Raw genomic sequence first — 19,858 nt, forward strand, 5'->3', positions numbered from 1 at the left:
CAACTTGGCGAGGAAGGTGTTGAAGCCCTTGGCAATCGAGCCCAGTTCATCACTGCGATCACTGCTCAAGCGACGAGTCAGATCGCCTTCACCTTTGGCAATGTCATCGAGCATGGCGACCATCTGCTTCAGTGGTCGGGCGATGCCGTGACCCACCAGCCAGATCACCAGCAGGCCGATGGCGGCAATGATCAGGCCGACCATGGCCATGCCAAAGGTGTCTGACTTGCGCTGTGCATCGAGATCGGCCTGGAGTTTTTGCAGATCCGCCATCACCGCGTTCAACGGCAGTTGCAGCATCAGTGTCCAGCGCGCGTCGGTCTGGCCGATGCCGAACGGCAGGTACAGTTCGATGCGGCCCTTGTCTTTGTTCACCGAGTAGGTGACTTCGCCGCGCTTGAGGTTGACCATGTTGGCGATCTGCTCGGCGTCGAGGATGTCGCTGACTTTCTCGCCGAATTTGCTCGGGTCCTTGGTGTAGGCGACGATCCGGCCGTTGCCGCCGATCAGGGCCATTTGCCCGGCGCCGCTGTACAGTTTCTGGTTGGCCCCGAGGAGCATTTCCTGGATGAAGTTCACCGACAGGTCGGCGCCGACAATGCCCTGGAACGCGCCGTTGAGCATGATCGGTTCAATAAAGGAGGCGAGCATCACGATCTTGTCGCCGACCTTGTACGGCGCCGGATCGATCACGCAGGATTTCTTGCTCTCTTTCGAGCACAGGTAGTACTCGCTGGCCCGTACGCCAGTGGACAGGACTTTCTGGTCGTCGACGTCCGCCAGTTTGTCCAGGCCCAGGGTGCCGTCGTCATTGCGGAACCACCAGGGCAGGAAGCGCCCGTTGGCCGCGTCGATACCGACCACGCGGGTGCCGACGTAGGCCGCGTCATTGTGGTCCAGTGCGTTTTTTTCCCAGCCGATGTAGGTGCCGAGAATCTTCGGATTCTGCTCGACGTTCTCCTTGATCAGGCTGATCAGTTGCTCGCGGCTGATGGTCAGTCGCGGCTGGCCGTCGGCGCCCGGCGTGCCGAGCAGCGCGTTGACCCGCACCAGTCCGCCGGCAATCAGCAGTGGCGCTTCGAGTTCGCGCTGGATCTGGCTGACCTGAGTCTGCGCCAGCGAGGTCAGGCGTTGTTCGATGACTTGTTCGAACTGCGCCTGGGTGCGCTGTTGCACCATGTCTTGCGTGCGGGCACCGGAAAACAGCGCGTACAGCACCAGCGCGGCGACCACACTGAGCACGATGGCGCCGGCCAGGGCGGCGACGGAAAACTGGATAGACTTGAACTTCATGGGAGCTCCGCACGCAAGAGGACGTCTGCGCTGTTGTATCGGCAGCAGGCATTGCGCCATGAGGGCGGTGCGAAGCAATGCGCGGCAGATGTCGCAAATGGATCAGTGTGCGGCGCAGCTGTGCAGGACTTGCGCAGGCGTGTGAATTTTTTCCTACAGGGGCAGCGGCCAATTTCTGAAAGTGCATGCAACGCGTCTGTTGTATCTGGCGTCGATACAATTGACCCCCTACGATACGCGGCATGTTTTCAGGGAGCTTTTGAATGAACAAGACATTGGTTGTAAGTGCACTGAGCGCAGCGCTGTTGCTGGCAGGTTGTCAGTCGGTCAACACCACCAGCGGCGGCGCGGTGGGCGTAGAGCGCACGCAGTACATGTCCAGCCTGCTGTCCTCGCAAGAGGTCGACCAGATGTATGCCCAGTCCTATCAGAAGACTGTTGGCGAAGCGTCGAGCAAAGGTGTTTTGGACAAGACCAGCCCTGAGGCCAAGCGGGTTCAGGCGATTGCCAACCGGCTGATTGCCCAGGCGCCGACCTTCCGCCCCGACGCCGCGCAATGGCAGTGGGAGGTCAACCTGATCAAGAGTGATGAGCTCAACGCCAACTGCGGCCCTGGCGGCAAGATCATTGTCTACACCGGGCTGATCGACAGCCTGAAGCTGACCGACGATGAAATCGCCGCAGTCATGGGCCATGAAATCGCCCACGCCCTGCGCGAGCACGGACGTGAAGCGATGTCCAAGGCCTACGCGATTCAGATGGCCAAGCAGGGTGCCGGTGCGTTGTTCGGTCTGGGTCAGGACAGCCTGGCGCTGGCCGACGCCGTGGCCAAATACGGCATGACCTTGCCCAACAGCCGCGGCAACGAAAACGAAGCCGACCTGATCGGTCTGGAGCTGGCCGCCCGCGCCGGCTACAACCCGAATGCGGCGATCACCTTGTGGAACAAGATGAGCAAGGCTTCGGAAGGCGCACCGCCGGAATTCATGAGCACCCACCCGGCCTCGTCCAGCCGGATCGCCTCGCTGCAGGCGGCGATTCCAAAAGTCATGCCGCTGTACGAAAAAGCGCCGAAGTCCTGATCAGCACCAAGGCAAGGCGAACTTGATTTTGTGGCGAGGGAGCTTGCTCCCGCTCGGCGGCGCAGCCGTCGCAAACCCTGCCAATGCGGTGTTCATGTTTGATCGCATTGGCAGTATCAGGGCTGCTTCGCAGCCCAGCGGGAGCAAGCTCCCTCGCCACAATGATGTGAAAGGCTCAGGGGTTAAATCCAGCCACTGCTCTGCATCGCCTTGTACACCGCAACGATCGCCAGAATGAAGAACGCCGAAGCGGCCAGGCGACGGATCAGGGTCAGCGGCAGTTTCTCCGCAGCAAAATTACCCGCCAATACCACCGGCACGTTGGCAATCAGCATGCCCGCCGTGGTGCCGATGATCACCAGCCACAGCTCCGGATATTGCGCCGCCAGCATCACGGTGGCGATCTGCGTCTTGTCACCGATTTCCGCAAGGAAGAACGCGATCAGCGTGGTCAGGAAGGGACCGAACTTGCGTGCGGTGCTGGCTTCATCGTCGTCCATCTTGTCCGGGACCAACGTCCACAGCGCAGTGGCGGTGAAGCTCGCGGCGAGAATCCAGTGTAGGACCGAGTCTGAGAAGAAGCTGCCGAACCAGGCGCCTACCGCACCGGCTGCTGCGTGGTTGGCCAGGGTCGCAGCGACAATACCGGCAATGATCGGCCAGGGTTTGCGAAAGCGAGCGGCGAGAATCAGCGCGAGCAGTTGCGTCTTGTCGCCGATTTCGGCCAAGGCAACGATTGCGGTGGGAACGAGTAACGAGTCCAGCATCAGGATTTTCCTAAGGGGCGGGTCGACACGGCTATGACACGTACAGCCTTCCCGCCCCGGGTAAGGTGTGCGTGTCATAGGTCTTGTCAAACCCTGCGATCCGTCTGGTGCGGACGCTTGGGTCGCATACGCCATGATCTGAGGATCAAGTATGTTGACGTATGCCGGACGAGCTTGGCGCTCGTGGGAGACTACTCCCCTAGGACGGAGCGGATTCTGCCTAGGCAGAATCCATTCGGCAAGTGCTAATTTTCAGCCGCGCTTGGCCCGGTAAATCCGGAAACCATTGCCTTCGGCCTTGATCGCACACACGCCCAGATGCTCTTCGATCAGTGGCTGATACTTCAGGAAGCTGTTCGCAACCAGGCGCAGTTCGCCACCGTTTTTCAGATGTTTGGCCGCTTTTCGCAGCAAGTTCTCGGTAGCGAAATAATCGGTGTGCACGCCGACATGGAACGGCGGATTGCTCAGAATCGCGTTCAAACCCATCGGTGCAGCGTCGATGCCGTCACCGGTCAGCACCTCGGCTTCCAGACCGTTGGCCGCCAATGTCAGGCGACTGCTGGCGGCGGCGAAGGCATCGACGTCGAGCAGGGTCACCTGATTGTGCGGGTAACGCCGTTTGACCGCCGCGCCCAACACCCCGGCGCCGCAACCGAAGTCCAGCAGGTGACCGCTCGGCAATTTGTCCAGATGCTCCAGCAGCAGGGCGCTGCCGCGGTCCAGTCGACCATGGCTGAACACGCCCGGCAGACTGATGACTTTCAACGGGCCTTCGGCCAGTGGCAGCTCATAAGTCTGCGCCAGGCTTTCCAGCGATTTGGCTTCGGGTGCATTGGCCACGGTGACTTGCCACAGTTGGCAGTGACGGGCGCTGTCGAGTTTGCGCGGCTTGCCGAACGGGTTGAGCTGCTTGGACGCACCCTCGATACCGCTGCGTTTTTCCCCGACCAGAAACACCTCGCGCCCGGGCAGACGTGCGGCCACGGCATTGAGGATGTAATCGGTCAGATCCTTGGACTTGGGCAGAAACACCACGGCGCTGTCGAATTCGCGCTCCGGCACATTCACACCGAAATGGCTGCGACCTTCGAAGCGCGCATCGAGTGCCGCTTGATCGCCGGCATGCCAGCACCAGCCGAACGCATTGGGTAGGCGTCCGAGCAAATCGTCGGCAGGCAAACCGGCCAGCAACAGCGAACCCTGGAATAATTCGGCCTGACGAAGCAGTACTTCACTGCGCGGATCCATAACTGCTCCTTGAAAAAAAGTGCCGCAGTTTATCAACTGACGACCCGCAGCGCTGTACCGCAGAAGAACGCCTGAGCGTTTTCGGTCAATTGGCCGACGATACGCTGCCGCGCTTCGCGACTGCCCCAGGCGTTGTGCGGGGTGACGATCAGCCGCGGAATATCGGCCGCAAGTAGCGGATTGCCGTTGACCGGCGGTTCGACACTCAACACATCGGTAGCCGCGCCGCCGAGGTGACCGTTGCGCAAGGCGTCCGCCAGGGCCTGTTCATCGATCAATCCGCCGCGCGCAGTGTTGACCACAAACGCGCCGGGTTTCATCGACGCCAGCTCGCGGGCGCCGATGAAGTGCCGGGTGTGTTCGTTGAGCGGGCAGTGCAGGGTCAGGGCGTCGATCTGCGGCAGCAGTTCGGCCAGTGGCAGACGATCCGGGCGCGCCGGCCGGCCCGGAATCTGTCCGAGCAATACACGCATGCCGAATGCTTCGGCCAGGCGCGCGACCGCACCGCCGAGTTCACCGTGACCGAGCAGACCGAGGGTTTTGCCTTGCAGTTCGACAATCGGGTAGTCGAGCAGGCAGAACTGTCTGGCCTGCTGCCAGCGACCCTCGCCGACGGCTTTCTGATAATCCGCCAGGCGGGTGGCGAGGTTGAGCAGCAACATGATCGTGTGCTGCGCCACCGACGGCGTGCCGTAACCCTGACAGTTGCACACGGTGATGCCATGGGCGCGGGCCGCGTCCAGATCGACGTTGTTGGTGCCGGTGGCGGTGATCAGGATCAGTTGCAGATCCGGGTTGGCGGCCATCGCGGCGGCGTCGATGCGGATCTTGTTGGTGATCGCCACGCTGGCACCGTGCAGGCGCTCGCTGACCTGTTCAGGCAAGGTCTGAGCGAACAGTTGCAGATCGCTGAAGCAGGCGCGCAGGGGGCTGAGGTCGAGATCGCCGAGATCCAGTGACGGGTGATCGAGGAATACTGCGCGGCGCGGGTTCGTCATCAACTGTACCTTTTGTGCTTGGAACGGAAGGCGTAATCTGCCGAGCCTACCAGATGAAACAATTGGTTACGCACAGCGCCCGCAATACCCTGTGGCGAGGGAGCTTGCTCCCGCTGGGCTGCGAAGCAGACCCAAACCCATTCACCGTACTGTGTCAGGCACACCGTTGTTTCAGGTTTTACGACTGCTGCGCAGCCGAGCGGGAGCAAGCTCCCTCGCCACAGGGTTTGAGCCAGTTGATGAATTGTTTTTACTCATTAAAGAGGAGCCCCCATGTACTGGACCGAGTTCTTGACCGTTGCACTGATCCACCTGTTGGCCGTGGCCAGCCCCGGCCCGGACTTTGCCGTGGTGGTGCGCGAGAGCGTGACCCATGGGCGTCGCGCCGGCACCTGGACCGCGCTGGGTGTGGGCACGGCGATTTTCCTGCACGTGGGCTATTCGCTGCTGGGCATCGGCCTGATCGTGTCGCAGTCGATCGTGCTGTTCAACGCCTTGAAATGGGCTGCAGCGGCGTACCTGCTGTACATCGGCTTCAAGGCTTTGCGCGCGCAGCCGGCGAAAACCGTCACCGATGACTTGCACAAGGAAGCCGGCGTGCGCACCGCTCGCGGCGCCTTCACTTCGGGCTTCGTCACCAATGGCCTGAACCCGAAAGCCACGCTGTTCTTCCTCTCCCTGTTCACCGTGGTGATCAACCCGCACACGCCGCTGGCGGTGCAGGCCGGTTACGGGGTTTATCTGGCGGTCGCGACGGCTGTCTGGTTTTGCCTGGTGGCGATGCTGTTCAGCCAGCAGCGCGTGCGCGCCGGTTTCGCCCGCATGGGCCACTGGTTCGACCGCACCATGGGCGCAGTGCTGATCGCGATCGGCGTGAAACTCGCCTTCACCGAGATGCATTGATCTCAGAACCGCGACTTAATCCTGTGGGAGCGAGCCTGCTCGCGAAGGCGTTGGGTCAGTCGACATTATTGGTGGCTGAAAGACCGCTTTCGCGAGCAAGCTCGCTCCCACAGGGTCTTACACAAGCTCGCTGAGTTTGCTCAGGGTGTTCAGGTACTGCCGGGGATTCTCCCCAAGCAAACGGCGAAACATCGCGCTGAACGCCCGCGCGCTGCCGTAGCCCAAGTCCCGTGCCACGCTTTGTACGCTGTCCCCGGCGAGCAGGCGCGGCAGGGCTTCCATCAGGCGCAGTTGCTGGCGCCAGGCGTTGAAACTCATCTTCAGTTGTCGCTGGAACAGCCGCGCCAGGGTGCGCGAGCTGGCGCCGACCTGCTGCGCCCAGTCTTCCAGGGTGTTGGGGTGATCGGGGGTGTGCAGCAAGGCCAGGCAGATGTTTTGCAGGCGCCGGTCAGTGGGCATCGGAATGTGCAGCGGCAGGTTTTCCAGGCCGGCCAGTTCTTCCAGCATCAACTGCTGGATCAATGGATTGTCCGCATGCGGCGGGCCCTGCACGGCGCGCAGGATCAACTCGCGCAACAGCGGCGTCACCGCCAGCACGCAGCACTGTCGCAGGCTGGCCGGTGACAGTTCGGGGGCGATGAACAGCGAGCGCATCTGCACATCGCCGGACATGAAAATCTCGTGTGCGACCTGCGGCGGAATCCACACCGCGCGGCTCGGCGGAATCACCCAGGCACCAAGATCGGTGACCACCCGCATGATCCCTCTGACGGCATACAGCAACTGCGCCTCGCGGTGCAGGTGCAGCGGCTGGTGGGCACCGTCCAGATAATCCCGGGGATAGGCACTCACCGGGCCGTGTTCGAAATGGCTGATCAACATGTCGGGTTTGATGACCTGAATGGCAGATATGCGCTTTTTCGCCAACTTAGCATAGGCCGCTCATAACAATCCGCCCACAACACACACAAGCGTGCTGCCATGAATCAATCCCGAAACGTCATACGCTACGTCAACGCTGCCCATGTGATCGATCACATGTTCATGCTGATTTTTCCCGCCGCCGTGCTCGGCATGACCCAGGCCTTCGACCTCGACTACGCCGCGCTGATCGGTCTGTCACTGGGTGGCTTCATTGCCTTCGGTGCCTGTTCGCTGCCGGCCGGCTGGCTGGGTGATCACTGGAGCCGGCGGCAGATGATGCTGGTGTTTTTCTTCGGCATCGGCGCCTCGGCGATCTTCACCGGGTTGAGCAGCAGCCCGACGATGCTGGTGATCGGGCTGACCCTGATCGGCATTTTCGCGGCGATCTACCACCCGGTGGGTACCGCGATGCTGGTGGCCTACGCGCAGAACCGTGGCCGGGAAATCGGCATCAACGGCATGTGGGGCAACCTCGGCGTGGCGTTTTCGGCGCTGATCACCGGGTTGCTGGTGGCGCAATTCGGCTGGCGCTCGGCCTTTGTGTTACCGGGCGTGGTGGCGATTGTGCTGGGTATCGGTTTTGCCCTGCAGGTGCGTGAAGAGCCGATCCCGCAGCGTCCGCACACCGTGCTGAAAGGCGCTGCCGGTCAGAAGATTTCGATGCTCATGGTGTTCGGTGTGCTGGCGCTGGCGACGGCCACCGGCGGTGTGGTGTTCAACGCCACCACCATGACCTATCCGAAGCTGTTTCAGGAGCGTTTGCATGACCTGTTCGCCTCGCCGCAAACCCTTGGCGTGGTGGTCAGCCTGGCGTATGCCTTCGGCGCGGTGGCGCAGTTGAGCATCGGGCAGGTGCTGCATCGGGTCAGTCTGAAATGGCCGTTTCTGGTGCTCACGCTGTTTCAGGCGCCGCTGTTATACGGCATGGCCCATGTCGATGGCTGGGCGGTGATCGTGCTTGGAGCGGCGTTCATGTTCGTGGTGTTCGGCCAGGTCACGGTGAACGACTCGATGGTCGCCAATTTCGTTGCACCGCAGTGGCAATCCCGGGTGTTCGCCCTGCGTTACTGCCTGTCGTTCGGCGCCAGTGCGACGGCGATTCCGCTGATTTCCTACGTCGAGCCGCGCCATGGTTTCGTCGGGCTTTACCTGATTCTGGCGGGTTTTGGCGCGTTGACCTTCCTCGCTGCCGTAGCTTTCCCACGCACACCTTCCGAAGCGGCTGTAGGACAAGCCGCCTGAGTGGGGCTGAATACCGGCAAATGCTGGCTCAAAGCTAGCATTTGTACGGCTGTGCAAATCATTCCTTCGGCTGATTTGACTGGGGTATAACGGCTCTAGAGTAACGCTCTCTACGTCAACACCGTGCAGCCAGAAAAGGGATTCATATGTTGCAGACTCGCGTCATTCCCCCGGCCGATGGGGCCTACCAGTATCCATTGCTGATCAAACGGCTGCTGATGTCCGGCGCCCGTTACGAGAAAACCCGCGAGATCATTTACCGAGACCAGTTGCGTTACAGCTATCCGACTCTGATCGAGCGGGTTGCGCGGCTAGCCAATGTGTTGACGGCGGCGGGGGTGAAGGCGGGTGACACCGTGGCGGTGATGGACTGGGACAGCCATCGCTACCTCGAGTGCATGTTTGCCATTCCAATGATCGGCGCGGTGATCCACACGATCAACGTGCGCCTGTCTCCGGAACAGATCCTCTACACCATGAACCACGCCGAGGATCGCTTCGTGCTGGTCAACAGCGAGTTCGTCGGGCTGTATCAGGCCATCGCGCCGCACCTGACCACGGTAAAGAAAACCCTGCTGCTCACCGATCTGCCGGAAAAGACCGCCGAGCTGCCGAATCTGGTCGGCGAGTACGAGCAACTGCTGGCCGCTGCGAGCCCGCATTACGACTTCCAGGACTTCGACGAGAACTCGGTCGCCACCACCTTCTACACCACTGGCACCACCGGTAACCCGAAAGGTGTGTACTTCACCCATCGGCAACTGGTGCTGCACACCATGGGCGTGTCGACGATCATGGGCGCAATCGACAGCGTGCGCCTGCTCGGCACCAACGATGTGTACATGCCGATCACTCCGATGTTCCATGTGCATGCCTGGGGCCTGCCGTACGTGGCGACCATGCTCGGGCTCAAACAGGTTTACCCGGGGCGTTACGATCCGGAGTTTCTCGTCGAGCTTTGGCGCAAGGAGAAGGTCACGTTCTCCCACTGCGTGCCGACCATCCTGCAAATGCTGCTCAACGCCAAAGGCGCGCAAGGCACGGATTTCGGTGGCTGGAAGATTGTCATCGGTGGCAGTGCGCTCAATCGCACGCTGTACGAGACCGCCAAGGCCCGAGGCATTCAGCTCACGGCGGCGTATGGCATGTCCGAGACCGGGCCATTGGTCTCGTGTGCGCATCTGAACGACGAACTCATGGCCGGCACCGAAGACGAGCGCACCACTTACCGGATCAAGGCCGGTGTGCCGGGGCCGCTGGTGGAAGCGGCGATTGTCGATGGTGACGGCAACTTCCTCCCCGCCGACGGCGAGACTCAGGGCGAACTGGTGCTGCGCGCGCCGTGGCTGACCGAAGGCTATTTCAACGAACCACAGAAGGGCGCCGAACTCTGGGCCGGTGGCTGGCTGCACACCGGGGATGTGGCAACGCTCGATAGCATGGGCGTGATCGACATCCGCGACCGGATCAAGGACGTGATCAAGACCGGCGGCGAGTGGATCTCTTCGCTGGACCTCGAAGACCTGATCAGCCGGCATGTGGCGGTGCGTGAAGTAGCCGTGGTGGGGATTGCCGATCCGCAGTGGGGCGAGCGGCCGTTTGCTTTGCTGGTGATCCGCGAAGGGCACGAGATCGGCGCGCGCGAACTCAAGGAACACCTCAAGCCATTCGTGGAGCTGGGGCACCTGAGCAAGTGGGCGATTCCGAGCCAGATCGCCCTTGTTACGGAAATTCCCAAGACCAGTGTCGGCAAACTCGACAAGAAGCGCATCCGCCTCGACATCACCGAATGGCAGGCCAACAACAGCACCTTCCTCTCGACGCTCTGAGCGTCTGCTGGCGCGCCGAAAACGGCGCGCCAGACCCACCAAGCAAGCGCTTGGCTTGTGAAATCGAAAAAATCAGCCATCCTTGCCGGGCCGACATCTGTCGGACTGGCGAAAGGACTGTTCCAGAGTGGCCGGCAGCTGCAAATCACACTTTAGAGGGATCAAGCAGTAGCACCTGCTGGCTATAGTCCGCTCAAGGATTTTTAAGAACGGGGCACACGCACAAACGGGGCGATGCAATTTTGGAGTGACGTCGGGTGGCTACTGGCTCCCGGTCTTCCAGGCGTTTTTAAAAGTACTCACTGCCATAACAATAATGCACATGGAGTAGCGTCGATGACATCAGTAAACCAGTTCTGGCGCCGGGCTAAACTGCCTCTGGCCGTCAGTCTTGCCTCTACGCTCGCCGGGCCCGCATTCGGCGTCAGTTTCAACGTCGGTGAAATCGAAGGCCAGTTCGATTCCTCGCTCTCCCTGGGCATGAGTGTTTCGACCCAGCAGCCGAACAAGGATCTTATTGGTGTCAACAACGGCGGCAAGGGCTTGTCCCAGACCTCCGACGACGGTCACTTGAACTTCAAGAGCGGGCAAGCCTTCTCGAAGATCTTCAAGGGTATCCATGATCTCGAATTGAAATACGGTGACACCGGCGTCTTCGTCCGGGGCAAATACTGGTACGACTTCGCGCTGCAGAATCAGGACCTGGAATACAAGGACGTCAGCAACCACAACCGCGACGTCGCAGCGCGTTCTTCCGGCGGGCAGATCCTCGACGCCTTCGTCTACCACAACTACTCGATTGCCGATGAGCCGGGTTCGGTGCGTCTGGGCAAGCAGGTGGTGAACTGGGGTGAAAGTACCTTCATCGGCGGCGGCATCAACTCGATCAACCCGATCGACGTGTCCGCGTTCCGCCGTCCGGGTGCCGAGATCAAGGAAGGTTTGATTCCGGTCAACATGTTCTACGTGTCGCAGAGTCTCACCGAGAACCTGTCGGCCGAAGGTTTCTACCAGATCGACTGGCAGAAGACCGTGACCGACAACTGCGGCACGTTCTTCTCGCAGCCGGACATCGTTACCACTGGTTGCGACGACAACCTGCGGGTGCTGAACAAGCGTTCGACCATTCCGGGTATTGCGCTCGGGCCATTGGCCGCTGCCAACGTGGACGTCAACGAAGAGGGCGTTCTGGTGCGTCGTTCGCCCAACCGCAATGCGCGTGACAGCGGGCAGTGGGGTGTGTCCGCCAAGTACATGTTCGACCCGCTGGCCACCGAGTTCGGCGCCTACTTCATGAACTACCACAGCCGTGCGCCGATCTTCAGCGCCACCGGTGCGCCACAGTCGATCTATAACGGCGTCAAGGCATTGCCAGGGCCGTTCCAGGCACTGGGTCCGCTGGTGGTGGCAGGCAATTCGGAATACTTCATCGAATACCCTGAAGACATCCGCCTCTACGGTCTGAGCTTCTCCACTACCCTGCCTACCGGCACGGCGTGGAGCGGCGAGGTCAGCTACCGGCCGAATGCGCCGGTGCAGTTGAACTCCACCGACATTCTGTTCGCCGGCGTACGTCCGCTGGGTGGCGCGTTGACCAATGCGTCGATCCTCAACGGCGTGCCGGGCCAGGATCTGCACGGTTACAACCGCAAGGAAATTACCCAACTGCAAACCACCCTGACGCACTTCTTCGATCAGGTGATGGGCGCCAACCGTCTGACCCTGGTGGGTGAAGTCGGCGTGACCCACGTCGGTGGTCTGGAAAGCAAATCCGAAGCCCGTTATGGCCGCGATCCGGTGTTCGGTCCGGGTGAACTGCCGTCGACCGGCGGCCTCAACACCTGCTCGCAAATCCTCAACACCTCGACCATCAATGGCGCGGGGGCCGGGGCTTCGAACAGCAACGTGGCCAGCAACTGCAACAACGACGGTTTCACCACAGCGACCTCGTGGGGCTATCGCGGTCGGGCAATCTGGGATTACAGCGACGTGTTCGCCGGCGTGAACCTCAAGCCGAACGTGGCCTGGTCCCATGACGTCAAAGGTTACTCGCCTGGCCCTGGCGGCAACTTCGAGGAAGGTCGCAAGGCCGTCAGCCTCGGGCTGGATGCCGAATATCAGAACACCTACACCGCGAGTCTGAACTACACCAACTTCTTTGGTGGTCGCTACAGCACGGTGGATGATCGCGACTTCGTTGCACTCAGCGTTGGCGTGAACTTCTAAGCACAGTTTTTTCAGGACGAACACACATATGAAAATAACAAAGAGTCTGTTCCACGCGGGTGTTCTGGGGCTTTCGCTGCTGGCGACCGGCGTCATGGCGGCAGTGCCTGCTGCCGAAGCCGACAAGCTCGGCAAAAGCCTGACACCCATGGGCGCCGAAATGGCCGGCAACGCCGACGGTTCGATCCCGGCCTGGAAACCGCTGCCGAAGAATGCCGGCACGGTCGACAGCAAGGGCTTCCTGTCAGACCCGTACGCCGGTGAAAAACCACTGTTTACCATCACCGCGCAGAACGTCGAGCAGTACAAGGCCAAGCTTGCTCCGGGCCAGTACGCGATGTTCAAACGTTACCCGGACACCTTCAAGATGCCGGTGTATCCGTCCCATCGCGGTTCGACCGTGCCGGATAGCGTATTCGCCGCGATCAAGAAGAACGCCACGACCACCAATCTGGTCGCCGGCGGCAACGGTCTGGAAAACTTCGACACCGCCGTGCCGTTCCCGATTCCTAAAAGCGGTCTGGAGGTGATCTGGAACCACATCACTCGCTATCGCGGTGGCAGCGTGACCCGTCTGGTGACCCAGGCAACTCCGCAAACCAACGGCTCGTTCAGCCTGGTGTACTTCCAGGACCAGTTCGTGTTCCGCGACAAGATGAAGGACTACGATCCGGCCAACCCTGGCAACATCCTGTTCTACTTCAAGCAGAAAGTGACCGCGCCGGCACGTCTGGCCGGTACCGTGCTGCTGGTGCATGAAACCCTCGATCAGGTGAAAGAACCGCGCAAGGCCTGGGTCTATGCCACTGGCCAGCGCCGTGTCCGTCAGGCGCCACAAGTGTCCTATGACGGCCCGGGTACTGCGGCGGACGGTCTGCGTACTTCCGACAACCTCGACATGTACAACGGTGCACCGGATCGCTACGACTGGGCGCTGGATGGCAAGAAAGAGATCTATATTGCCTCCAACAGCTACAAGATCGATTCGCCAAACCTGAAGTACACCGACATCATCAAGGCCGGTCACATCAACCAGGATCTGACCCGTTACGAGTTGCGTCGTGTCTGGCACGTGGTCGCCACCCTGAAACCGGGTCAGCGCCATATCTATGCCAAACGTGACTTCTACATCGACGAAGACACCTGGCAGGCTGCAGTCATCGACCACTACGACGGTCGCGGTCAGCTGTGGCGTGTGGCCGAGGCGCATGCCGAGGACTACTACGACAAGCAAGTGCCGTGGTACGCGCTGGAAGCCCTGTACGACCTGCAATCGGGCCGCTACCTGGCGCTGGGTATGAAGAACGAAGAGAAGCAGGCGTATGACTTCGGCTTCTCTGCCACCAAGAGCGAATTCCAGCCAGGCAACCTGGGCCAGGACGGTATCCGCTAAGCTTTGACCCGAGGCCGCATCCTCGAAAAAACGCCCCGACTGGTTCGGGGCGTTTTTTTGCCCGGCGTAATTGGCTGAACCTTTTTGTAGCCATTTGTAGCAGCAACCTTCATAACCGCTACGTTTAAGGCTAGGCTGCGGACATCTGCTACGCCGCCAACAGCCATTCAAACAAGAGCCGGCCATGACTGATCTGTCCCCGCTTCCGGGTCCTGCAAGCGTTGCCGTCGCGACACTGGACGGACGTTTTTTTCGTCCGCCACTGCCCGACGGCTATGTGTTGCGACCGCGTCTGTGTGAACGCCTGAGCGCCGGACTCGCGGGACGGCTGTTGCTGGTCTGCGCCCCCGCCGGCTTCGGCAAGAGCTCGCTGGCGGTGGAGTTCTGTCAGAGCCTGCCGGCGCACTGGCAAAGTCTGTGGCTGGGATTGAGCCCGCGGGATAACGATCCGGGGCGCTTTCTCGAGCGGTTGCTGGAAGGGCTGCAGGACTACTTTCCGGATCTGGGCAGTCGCGCGCTCGGCCTGTTGAAGATGCGTCAGCGCCATCAGCCGTTTGCCTTCGAAGAATGGCTCGACGGCTTGCTCGACGAGTTGGCGCTGCAACTGCAACCCACCGCGCCGTTGCTGCTGGTGCTCGATGATTACCATCTCGCCCAAGGCCCGGTGCTTGATCGCTGCCTGCAGTTCTTCCTCAATCATTTGCCCGATGGCTTGCTGGTCATGGTCACCAGTCGCCAGCGCCCTGACTGGCATCTGGCGCGCCTGCGCCTGTCGCGGCAACTGCTGGAACTGCATGAACAGGATCTGCGCCTGACCCATGACGAAGCCCTGACACTGCTTGATCGGCACAGCAGTTCATTGCGTGGCGAGGCGCTGGAAAATCTGATCCAGCGCAGCGAGGGTTGGGTGGCCGGGCTGCGTTTCTGGTTGCTGGCGGCATCCGAAGCCGGTAGCGAGGCCGCGTTGCCGCAAGCGCTGAACGGCGGGGAAGGGCTGATCCGCGACTACCTGCTGGAAGAAGTCATCGACTGCCTGCCCGCCGAAGTGCAGGCGTTTCTCTACGACACCGCCCCTCAAGAGCGCTTTTGCAGCGAGCTATGCGACGCGGTGCGCGAAGCCCACGACAGCGCCGAAATCCTGCGTTTTCTGCTGGCGCATCAGGTATTTCTGGTGCCGCTGGACGAACACGGTCACTGGTATCGCTATCACCATCTGTTCTCCGATCTGCTGCGCAGTCGGCCCATTGCTCGACCGTTGGTGCCCGCCGCGACGTTACACCTGCGCGCCTGTCGCTGGTTCAATGCGCAAGGCCTGCTCGACGAAGCGGTCGAACAGGCCTTGCGCGCCGGGCATCTGGATGTGGCGGCCAATCTGGTGCAGAACCTGTCCGAGGAACAACTGCTCGCCGAGCAGAACGTCGGCATGCTGCTGCGCTGGAAAATGGACTTGCCCGACAGCCTGCTGATCAGCACGCCACGCTTGATCGTGCTCTATAGCTGGGCGCTGGGGCTGGCCTGTCAGCTTGATGCCGCAGAAGAGCTGGCCAGTCATTTAAGTCGTTTCCTGCCTGCGCCTTCGGCCTCTGCGCAGAAGTCGATGCTCGCACAATGGCTGGCGCTCAGCGGCATCATCGCCCGCGGGCGAGGCCATCGCGAGCAGACCATCGAGTATTGCAGCGAAGCGCTGGAAAGCCTGCCGGCCAAGCGCTACGGGCAGCGCCTGATGTGCCTGTCGACCCTGTCCAACCTGGCGATTGCCGACGGTGACCTGTGGCGAGCACGGGGTCTGAACCGCGAGTCGCTTGAGCTAGCGCAGCGGGTCGGCAATCCGTTGTTCGAAGCCTTGGCGCATTACGACCGGGCGCGGGTCCTGCAATCGCGCGGGGAAATACTGCGCGCCCTGGATGAGGTGCATCAGGGCCTTGATCGTCTGCGCGGGCTGTCGGTGCAACGTCTGTACGCGGTGCGTGCGCGGCTGACGCTTTATGAAGGTTTTCTGCTGTCGATGCGCCTGCAACCGCAGCAGGCCCGGGCCCGATTGCTGAGCGGTCTGGCCGAAGCGCGGGCCTGCCGCGATATCAGCGTATTGATCGGCCACTGCGTGATCGCCCGTCTGGACGGCAGCGCCGGCGAGTTTGCCAAGGCCTTCGCCGAACTCGCCGAAGCCGAGCGCCTGATGCACATCTGGGACGTGCCGCCGATCTACTACCTGGCGATGATCACCCTGGTCAAATGCGAACTGTGGCTGGCGCAGGGGCGTACCGATCTGGCCGAAGCCTGGCTGGCACGTCTGGGGCAGACCTACACCGGCGAACGCGCAGCGGCGCCACCGGAGTTTCATCCACAGTTGCCGCTGCACGTCGAACTGCAGCAGGCGTTGCTTGATGTGATCAAGGGCCAGCCGATGCTCGCCGAAGGGCGACTGAACGTGCTGCTGGAAAACGGTCAGCAAACCGGACGCCAGTTGCTATGTGTCATGGCGCTGGCGCAGAAGGTCGCCTTGTTGCTGGGCACTGGCCGCGAACCGGAGGCGCGCAAGGCGTTGAGTCAGGCGCTGGAAGCAGCGGCTGGCGGCGTGATACAGCCGTTTGACGCGCTGATCAGAGAATGTCCGGACTGGTTACGCAGCCAATTGCACGCCTCACCGGCGTTGGCAGGACAGCAGTTACTGGCGCATTTTCCGCTGGTGGCTACTCGTCCGGTGGTTGAGTCCGCCGCTGCCGAACAACTCAGCAGCCGGGAGCTGGCGGTGCTGCGCTTGATTGCTCAAGGCTGTTCCAATCAGGAAATCAGCGAACAGCTGTTTATTTCGCTGCATACGGTGAAAACCCATGCGAGTCATATCAACAGCAAGCTGGGCGTTGAGCGGCGTACGCAGGCGGTGGCGCGGGCCAAGGCGCTGGGGTTAATGATCTAGTGCCGGTAAAATCTTCGGCATCAGCGGTTTCCACCGCCGTCGAATATTGAACAGGATTGCCTCATGACTGTTATAGCACCTGCGCTCATCCGCGAAACCTTTCCCGTCGGCCCGCTGCAGTGCAACTGCACGATCATCGGCGATCCACTCACTAAAAAAGCCATCGTCGTCGACCCGGGTGGCAATCCTGACCTGATCATGGCGCGCCTCGATGCGCATGGTCTGAAAGTGGTCAGCATCATCCACACCCACGCGCATCTCGATCATTTCCTCGCCTCCGGACAGATGAAGGAAAAGACTGGCGCGACCCTGCATCTGCACAAGGAAGACCAGTTCCTGTGGGACAACCTCGAGATGCAATGCCAGATGTTCGGCGTGCCGTACACCCCGGTGCCATCGCCGGATCGCTGGTTGAGCGACGATGAAGAACTGGCTTGCGGCTGCGGTGTGGCGCTGCATACGCCGGGACATACACCCGGTTCCATGAGCTTTTGGTTTTCCGAGGCTAAGCTGTTGATTGCCGGCGACACGTTGTTTCGTCGTGGCGTAGGACGCACGGATTTGTGGGGCGGCGATCAGGCGACCATCGTGCGATCAATCAAGCAGCGGCTGTACACGCTCGACGAAGACGCGACAGTGGTTGCCGGGCATGGCCCGGACACGCGTCTTGGGGATGAAATGCGGGAAAACCCGTTCGTGCGCGCCTAAACATTTTGTCACGAGTGTGCAGCGGAATTTTTGTGCATTGTCATGATCCAACGCCCGCACAGGTCTATTGCCTAGGGCCGCTGCCACACAGAATGCGAAACCAGGAGCTCTTCATGTTCACCACGCCTCGTTTGATTATTGTTGCTACCGCTGTGGCCATGTTGGCCGGCTGCGCCTCGCCCAACCCGTATGACAATCAGGGCCAGGCCGATGGTGGCGGTGTGAGCAAGACCGCCAAATACGGCGGCCTCGGCGCTTTGGCCGGTGCGTTGGCCGGTGCTGCCATCGACCACAACAACCGTGGCAAGGGCGCGTTGATCGGCGCGGCTGTCGTCGGTGCTTCGGCCGCCGGCTACGGCTATTACGCCGATCAGCAAGAGAAGAAATTGCGCGCCAGCATGGCCAACACCGGGGTTGAAGTGCAGCGTCAGGGCGATCAGATCAAGCTGATCATGCCGGGCAACATCACCTTCGCCACCGACTCGGCGAACATCGCCCCAAGCTTCTACCAGCCGCTGAACAACCTGGCGAACTCGCTGAAAGAGTTCAACCAGAACCAGATCGAAATCGTCGGCTACACCGACAGCACCGGCAGCCGCCAGCACAACATGGACCTGTCCCAGCGTCGTGCGCAGAGCGTGGCGACCTACCTGACCTCGCAAGGTGTCAGCGGTGCCAACCTGAGCGCCCGTGGTGCCGGCCCGGATAACCCGATTGCCAGCAACGGCGACGTCAATGGCCGTGCGCAGAACCGCCGCGTCGAGGTCAACCTGAAAGCGATTCCTGGTCAGCAGTATGGTGGTCAGCAGCAACCGCAGCCGGGCACAGTGCAGCAGTATCCGTAAGTGAGGCTTGAGTGAAGAAATGCCCGGTCCTTGTGATCGGGCATTTTTTTGGGTCGCCCGTGCTGGCCTTTTCGCGAGCAAGCCCGCTCCCACAGGGATGGGTGTTGTTCACAGAATTTGTGTTCAACACGTAACCCTGTGGGAGCGGGCTTGCTCGCGAAGGGGCCGGGCCAGTCACCATCAAATCATCAGATACAAAAAAGCCCCCGGACAACCGAATTGTCCGGGGGCTATTTGTTGGGCGCGAAACCCGATTATTTCTTCAAACCATAGTGCTCATCGAGCATGCCCGGCGAGTTAGGGGTTTTCGGCGCGTAGTCGCGTGGCGGCTCCTGATCGCGCGGCGGCGTCAGGCGTTCGCGCGGTGCCTGGGCGGCATCGGCGTGCAAAGCGGCGATCAGGCGTTGACGGGTCTGCTCGTCCAGGGCCAGGCGGTTGGCGCCCTCGGCGAGATGATCCTGCACTTCCTGATAGCTCTGGGTCAGCTTCTTGACCAGCGTCGCGGTGCTGTTGAAGTGGGTGACCACCTCGTTTTGATAGCTGTCGAAACGCTCCTGGATATCATCCAGTTGACGCTGCGTGCGGCTCGGCGCGGCATTCGGTGCGACGCGAGCGATCAGGAATCCAATGGCGACACCCACAACCAGGGCAAGAGTCGGTAACAACCAAACTAAGAGCGAGTGTTCCACGAGTCCTTCCTCTATAAACGGCTTTGCTTTACGTTAACGGCTCGAACCTGCGCTGTATACCGCGATTCACTCGCAATAGATTGGCACAGACAATTTGCTAGACGAGTCGACCCGATTCGAGGTCACGGAGTTCCTTCCTTGCTGATGCGTGAAACCCCTGTAGTGATTGATGGCCCAGTCGGCCAGATTGAAGCGCTGTACCTGGATAACGAGCAGCCAATCGGCATCGCGCTGATCTGCCATCCCAACCCGGTGCAGGGCGGCACCATGCTCAACAAGGTCGTCTCGACCCTGCAGCGCACCGCGCGCGATGCCGGTCTGATTACCTTGCGCTTCAACTATCGCGGCGTTGGCGCCAGCGAAGGTACGCACGACATGGGCAGCGGTGAAGTCGACGATGCTCAGGCCGCCGCCGCCTGGCTGCGGGAAAAACATCCGGATCTGCCGCTGACCCTGTTCGGTTTCTCCTTCGGCGGATTTGTTGCAGCAAGTCTCGGCGGTCGTCTCGAAACCCAAGGCGTGCAGCTCAAGCAGCTGTTCATGGTCGCGCCAGCGGTGATGCGTCTGGGCGATCAGGATCAACTGCCACAGCACGGCGAGCTGACCGTGATCCAGCCGGAAACCGACGAAGTGATCGACCCGCAACTGGTCTACGACTGGTCGGCAAAACTCCAGCGCCCCCATGAGCTGCTGAAAGTGGCAGAATGCGGACACTTTTTTCATGGCAAGCTGACCGATCTCAAGGATCTGATCCTGCCGCGTCTCTCGAATTGATTGCAGTCTGACAAGCG

General features: G+C 61.0%; 15 protein-coding genes, 1 pseudogene and 1 riboswitch. Of the genes and pseudogenes, 10 read left to right on the top strand and 6 right to left on the bottom strand.

Translation table 11 applies throughout. The annotated features are described in order from the left end of the window. Positions 1 to 6: 6 nt before the first annotated feature. Positions 7 to 1,353, bottom strand: a pseudogene (locus JFU48_RS30545) (HAMP domain-containing protein); the annotation flags it as partial. Positions 1,354 to 1,556: 203 nt separating this feature from the next. On the opposite strand from JFU48_RS30545, the gene JFU48_RS12375 reads away from it, so the two are divergent. Beyond that, positions 1,557 to 2,375: a M48 family metallopeptidase gene (locus tag JFU48_RS12375; RefSeq protein WP_201136616.1), complete on the top strand. Its 819-nt coding sequence runs from the start codon at positions 1,557 to 1,559 to the stop codon at positions 2,373 to 2,375. A gap of 182 nt (positions 2,376 to 2,557) precedes the next feature. Here the strand turns inward: JFU48_RS12375 and JFU48_RS12380 are convergent, their stop codons facing one another. The 3 genes from JFU48_RS12380 to JFU48_RS12390 form a co-directional block, all read right to left on the bottom strand. Beyond that, complete coding sequence (locus JFU48_RS12380; RefSeq protein WP_003228090.1) at positions 2,558 to 3,142, bottom strand: TMEM165/GDT1 family protein; 585 nt, start codon at positions 3,140 to 3,142, stop codon at positions 2,558 to 2,560. Between the two features lie 88 nt (positions 3,143 to 3,230). Beyond that, positions 3,231 to 3,355: riboswitch (yybP-ykoY riboswitch) on the bottom strand. 39 nt (positions 3,356 to 3,394) lie between these two features. Continuing rightward, positions 3,395 to 4,393 carry a class I SAM-dependent methyltransferase gene (locus JFU48_RS12385; RefSeq protein WP_003228088.1) on the bottom strand — a complete coding sequence of 333 codons (999 nt, stop codon included), beginning with the start codon at positions 4,391 to 4,393 and terminating at the stop codon, positions 3,395 to 3,397. A 32-nt stretch (positions 4,394 to 4,425) separates the two neighbouring features. Beyond that, positions 4,426 to 5,391, bottom strand: a complete 966-nt coding sequence (locus JFU48_RS12390) for a 2-hydroxyacid dehydrogenase (protein ID WP_201136617.1) — start codon at positions 5,389 to 5,391, stop codon at positions 4,426 to 4,428. 273 nt (positions 5,392 to 5,664) lie between these two features. On the opposite strand from JFU48_RS12390, the gene JFU48_RS12395 reads away from it, so the two are divergent. Then, positions 5,665 to 6,294, top strand: a complete 630-nt coding sequence (locus JFU48_RS12395; protein ID WP_003228086.1) for a LysE family translocator — start codon at positions 5,665 to 5,667, stop codon at positions 6,292 to 6,294. A gap of 117 nt (positions 6,295 to 6,411) precedes the next feature. Here the strand turns inward: JFU48_RS12395 and JFU48_RS12400 are convergent, their stop codons facing one another. Beyond that, complete coding sequence (locus JFU48_RS12400; RefSeq protein WP_201136618.1) at positions 6,412 to 7,176, bottom strand: AraC family transcriptional regulator; 765 nt, start codon at positions 7,174 to 7,176, stop codon at positions 6,412 to 6,414. Positions 7,177 to 7,275: 99 nt separating this feature from the next. On the opposite strand from JFU48_RS12400, the gene JFU48_RS12405 reads away from it, so the two are divergent. The 7 genes from JFU48_RS12405 to JFU48_RS12435 all read left to right on the top strand — a co-directional run bounded on the left by JFU48_RS12405 (position 7,276) and on the right by JFU48_RS12435 (position 18,378). Further along, positions 7,276 to 8,460, top strand: coding sequence for an MFS transporter (locus tag JFU48_RS12405; RefSeq protein WP_201136619.1), 1,185 nt, complete (start codon positions 7,276 to 7,278; stop codon positions 8,458 to 8,460). Positions 8,461 to 8,606: 146 nt separating this feature from the next. Beyond that, entirely contained in the window at positions 8,607 to 10,289 is a 1,683-nt protein-coding gene (locus JFU48_RS12410) for a fatty acid--CoA ligase (protein WP_003228080.1), read from the top strand. 336 nt (positions 10,290 to 10,625) lie between these two features. Further along, positions 10,626 to 12,515: a DUF1302 domain-containing protein gene (locus JFU48_RS12415; protein ID WP_003228078.1), complete on the top strand. Its 1,890-nt coding sequence runs from the start codon at positions 10,626 to 10,628 to the stop codon at positions 12,513 to 12,515. Between the two features lie 28 nt (positions 12,516 to 12,543). Beyond that, the gene (locus tag JFU48_RS12420) at positions 12,544 to 13,908 is read left to right on the top strand and encodes a DUF1329 domain-containing protein (RefSeq protein WP_003228077.1); all 1,365 of its coding nucleotides are present in this window, start codon (positions 12,544 to 12,546) and stop codon (positions 13,906 to 13,908) included. Between the two features lie 184 nt (positions 13,909 to 14,092). After that, positions 14,093 to 16,825: a LuxR C-terminal-related transcriptional regulator gene (locus tag JFU48_RS12425; protein WP_201136620.1), complete on the top strand. Its 2,733-nt coding sequence runs from the start codon at positions 14,093 to 14,095 to the stop codon at positions 16,823 to 16,825. Between the two features lie 63 nt (positions 16,826 to 16,888). Then, complete coding sequence (locus JFU48_RS12430) at positions 16,889 to 17,533, top strand: MBL fold metallo-hydrolase (RefSeq protein ID WP_201136621.1); 645 nt, start codon at positions 16,889 to 16,891, stop codon at positions 17,531 to 17,533. Between the two features lie 113 nt (positions 17,534 to 17,646). Then, positions 17,647 to 18,378, top strand: a complete 732-nt coding sequence (locus JFU48_RS12435; protein ID WP_003228074.1) for an OmpA family lipoprotein — start codon at positions 17,647 to 17,649, stop codon at positions 18,376 to 18,378. Positions 18,379 to 18,632: 254 nt separating this feature from the next. On the opposite strand, the gene JFU48_RS12440 is transcribed toward JFU48_RS12435, so the two are convergent. Further along, positions 18,633 to 19,067 carry a YhcB family protein gene (locus JFU48_RS12440; protein ID WP_003228072.1) on the bottom strand — a complete coding sequence of 145 codons (435 nt, stop codon included), beginning with the start codon at positions 19,065 to 19,067 and terminating at the stop codon, positions 18,633 to 18,635. Between the two features lie 144 nt (positions 19,068 to 19,211). On the opposite strand from JFU48_RS12440, the gene JFU48_RS12445 reads away from it, so the two are divergent. Then, positions 19,212 to 19,841, top strand: a complete 630-nt coding sequence (locus JFU48_RS12445) for an alpha/beta hydrolase (RefSeq protein ID WP_201137077.1) — start codon at positions 19,212 to 19,214, stop codon at positions 19,839 to 19,841. Positions 19,842 to 19,858: the final 17 nt, after the last annotated feature.

The organism is Pseudomonas sp. TH49, from assembly GCF_016650625.1.
GTDB lineage: Bacteria > Pseudomonadota > Gammaproteobacteria > Pseudomonadales > Pseudomonadaceae > Aquipseudomonas > Aquipseudomonas fluorescens_H.

What these genes read in the sequence shown, in the direction of transcription:
- JFU48_RS12375 (WP_201136616.1), top strand. Translation starts at nt 1,557, where the DNA reads ATGAACAAGACATTGGTTGTAAGTGCACTGAGCGCAGCGCTGTTGCTG.
- JFU48_RS12380 (WP_003228090.1), bottom strand. Translation starts at nt 3,142, where the DNA reads ATGCTGGACTCGTTACTCGTTCCCACCGCAATCGTTGCCTTGGCCGAA.
- JFU48_RS12385 (WP_003228088.1), bottom strand. Translation starts at nt 4,393, where the DNA reads ATGGATCCGCGCAGTGAAGTACTGCTTCGTCAGGCCGAATTATTCCAG.
- JFU48_RS12390 (WP_201136617.1), bottom strand. Translation starts at nt 5,391, where the DNA reads ATGACGAACCCGCGCCGCGCAGTATTCCTCGATCACCCGTCACTGGAT.
- JFU48_RS12395 (WP_003228086.1), top strand. Translation starts at nt 5,665, where the DNA reads ATGTACTGGACCGAGTTCTTGACCGTTGCACTGATCCACCTGTTGGCC.
- JFU48_RS12400 (WP_201136618.1), bottom strand. Translation starts at nt 7,176, where the DNA reads ATGTTGATCAGCCATTTCGAACACGGCCCGGTGAGTGCCTATCCCCGG.
- JFU48_RS12405 (WP_201136619.1), top strand. Translation starts at nt 7,276, where the DNA reads ATGAATCAATCCCGAAACGTCATACGCTACGTCAACGCTGCCCATGTG.
- JFU48_RS12410 (WP_003228080.1), top strand. Translation starts at nt 8,607, where the DNA reads ATGTTGCAGACTCGCGTCATTCCCCCGGCCGATGGGGCCTACCAGTAT.
- JFU48_RS12415 (WP_003228078.1), top strand. Translation starts at nt 10,626, where the DNA reads ATGACATCAGTAAACCAGTTCTGGCGCCGGGCTAAACTGCCTCTGGCC.
- JFU48_RS12420 (WP_003228077.1), top strand. Translation starts at nt 12,544, where the DNA reads ATGAAAATAACAAAGAGTCTGTTCCACGCGGGTGTTCTGGGGCTTTCG.
- JFU48_RS12425 (WP_201136620.1), top strand. Translation starts at nt 14,093, where the DNA reads ATGACTGATCTGTCCCCGCTTCCGGGTCCTGCAAGCGTTGCCGTCGCG.
- JFU48_RS12430 (WP_201136621.1), top strand. Translation starts at nt 16,889, where the DNA reads ATGACTGTTATAGCACCTGCGCTCATCCGCGAAACCTTTCCCGTCGGC.
- JFU48_RS12435 (WP_003228074.1), top strand. Translation starts at nt 17,647, where the DNA reads ATGTTCACCACGCCTCGTTTGATTATTGTTGCTACCGCTGTGGCCATG.
- JFU48_RS12445 (WP_201137077.1), top strand. Translation starts at nt 19,212, where the DNA reads ATGCGTGAAACCCCTGTAGTGATTGATGGCCCAGTCGGCCAGATTGAA.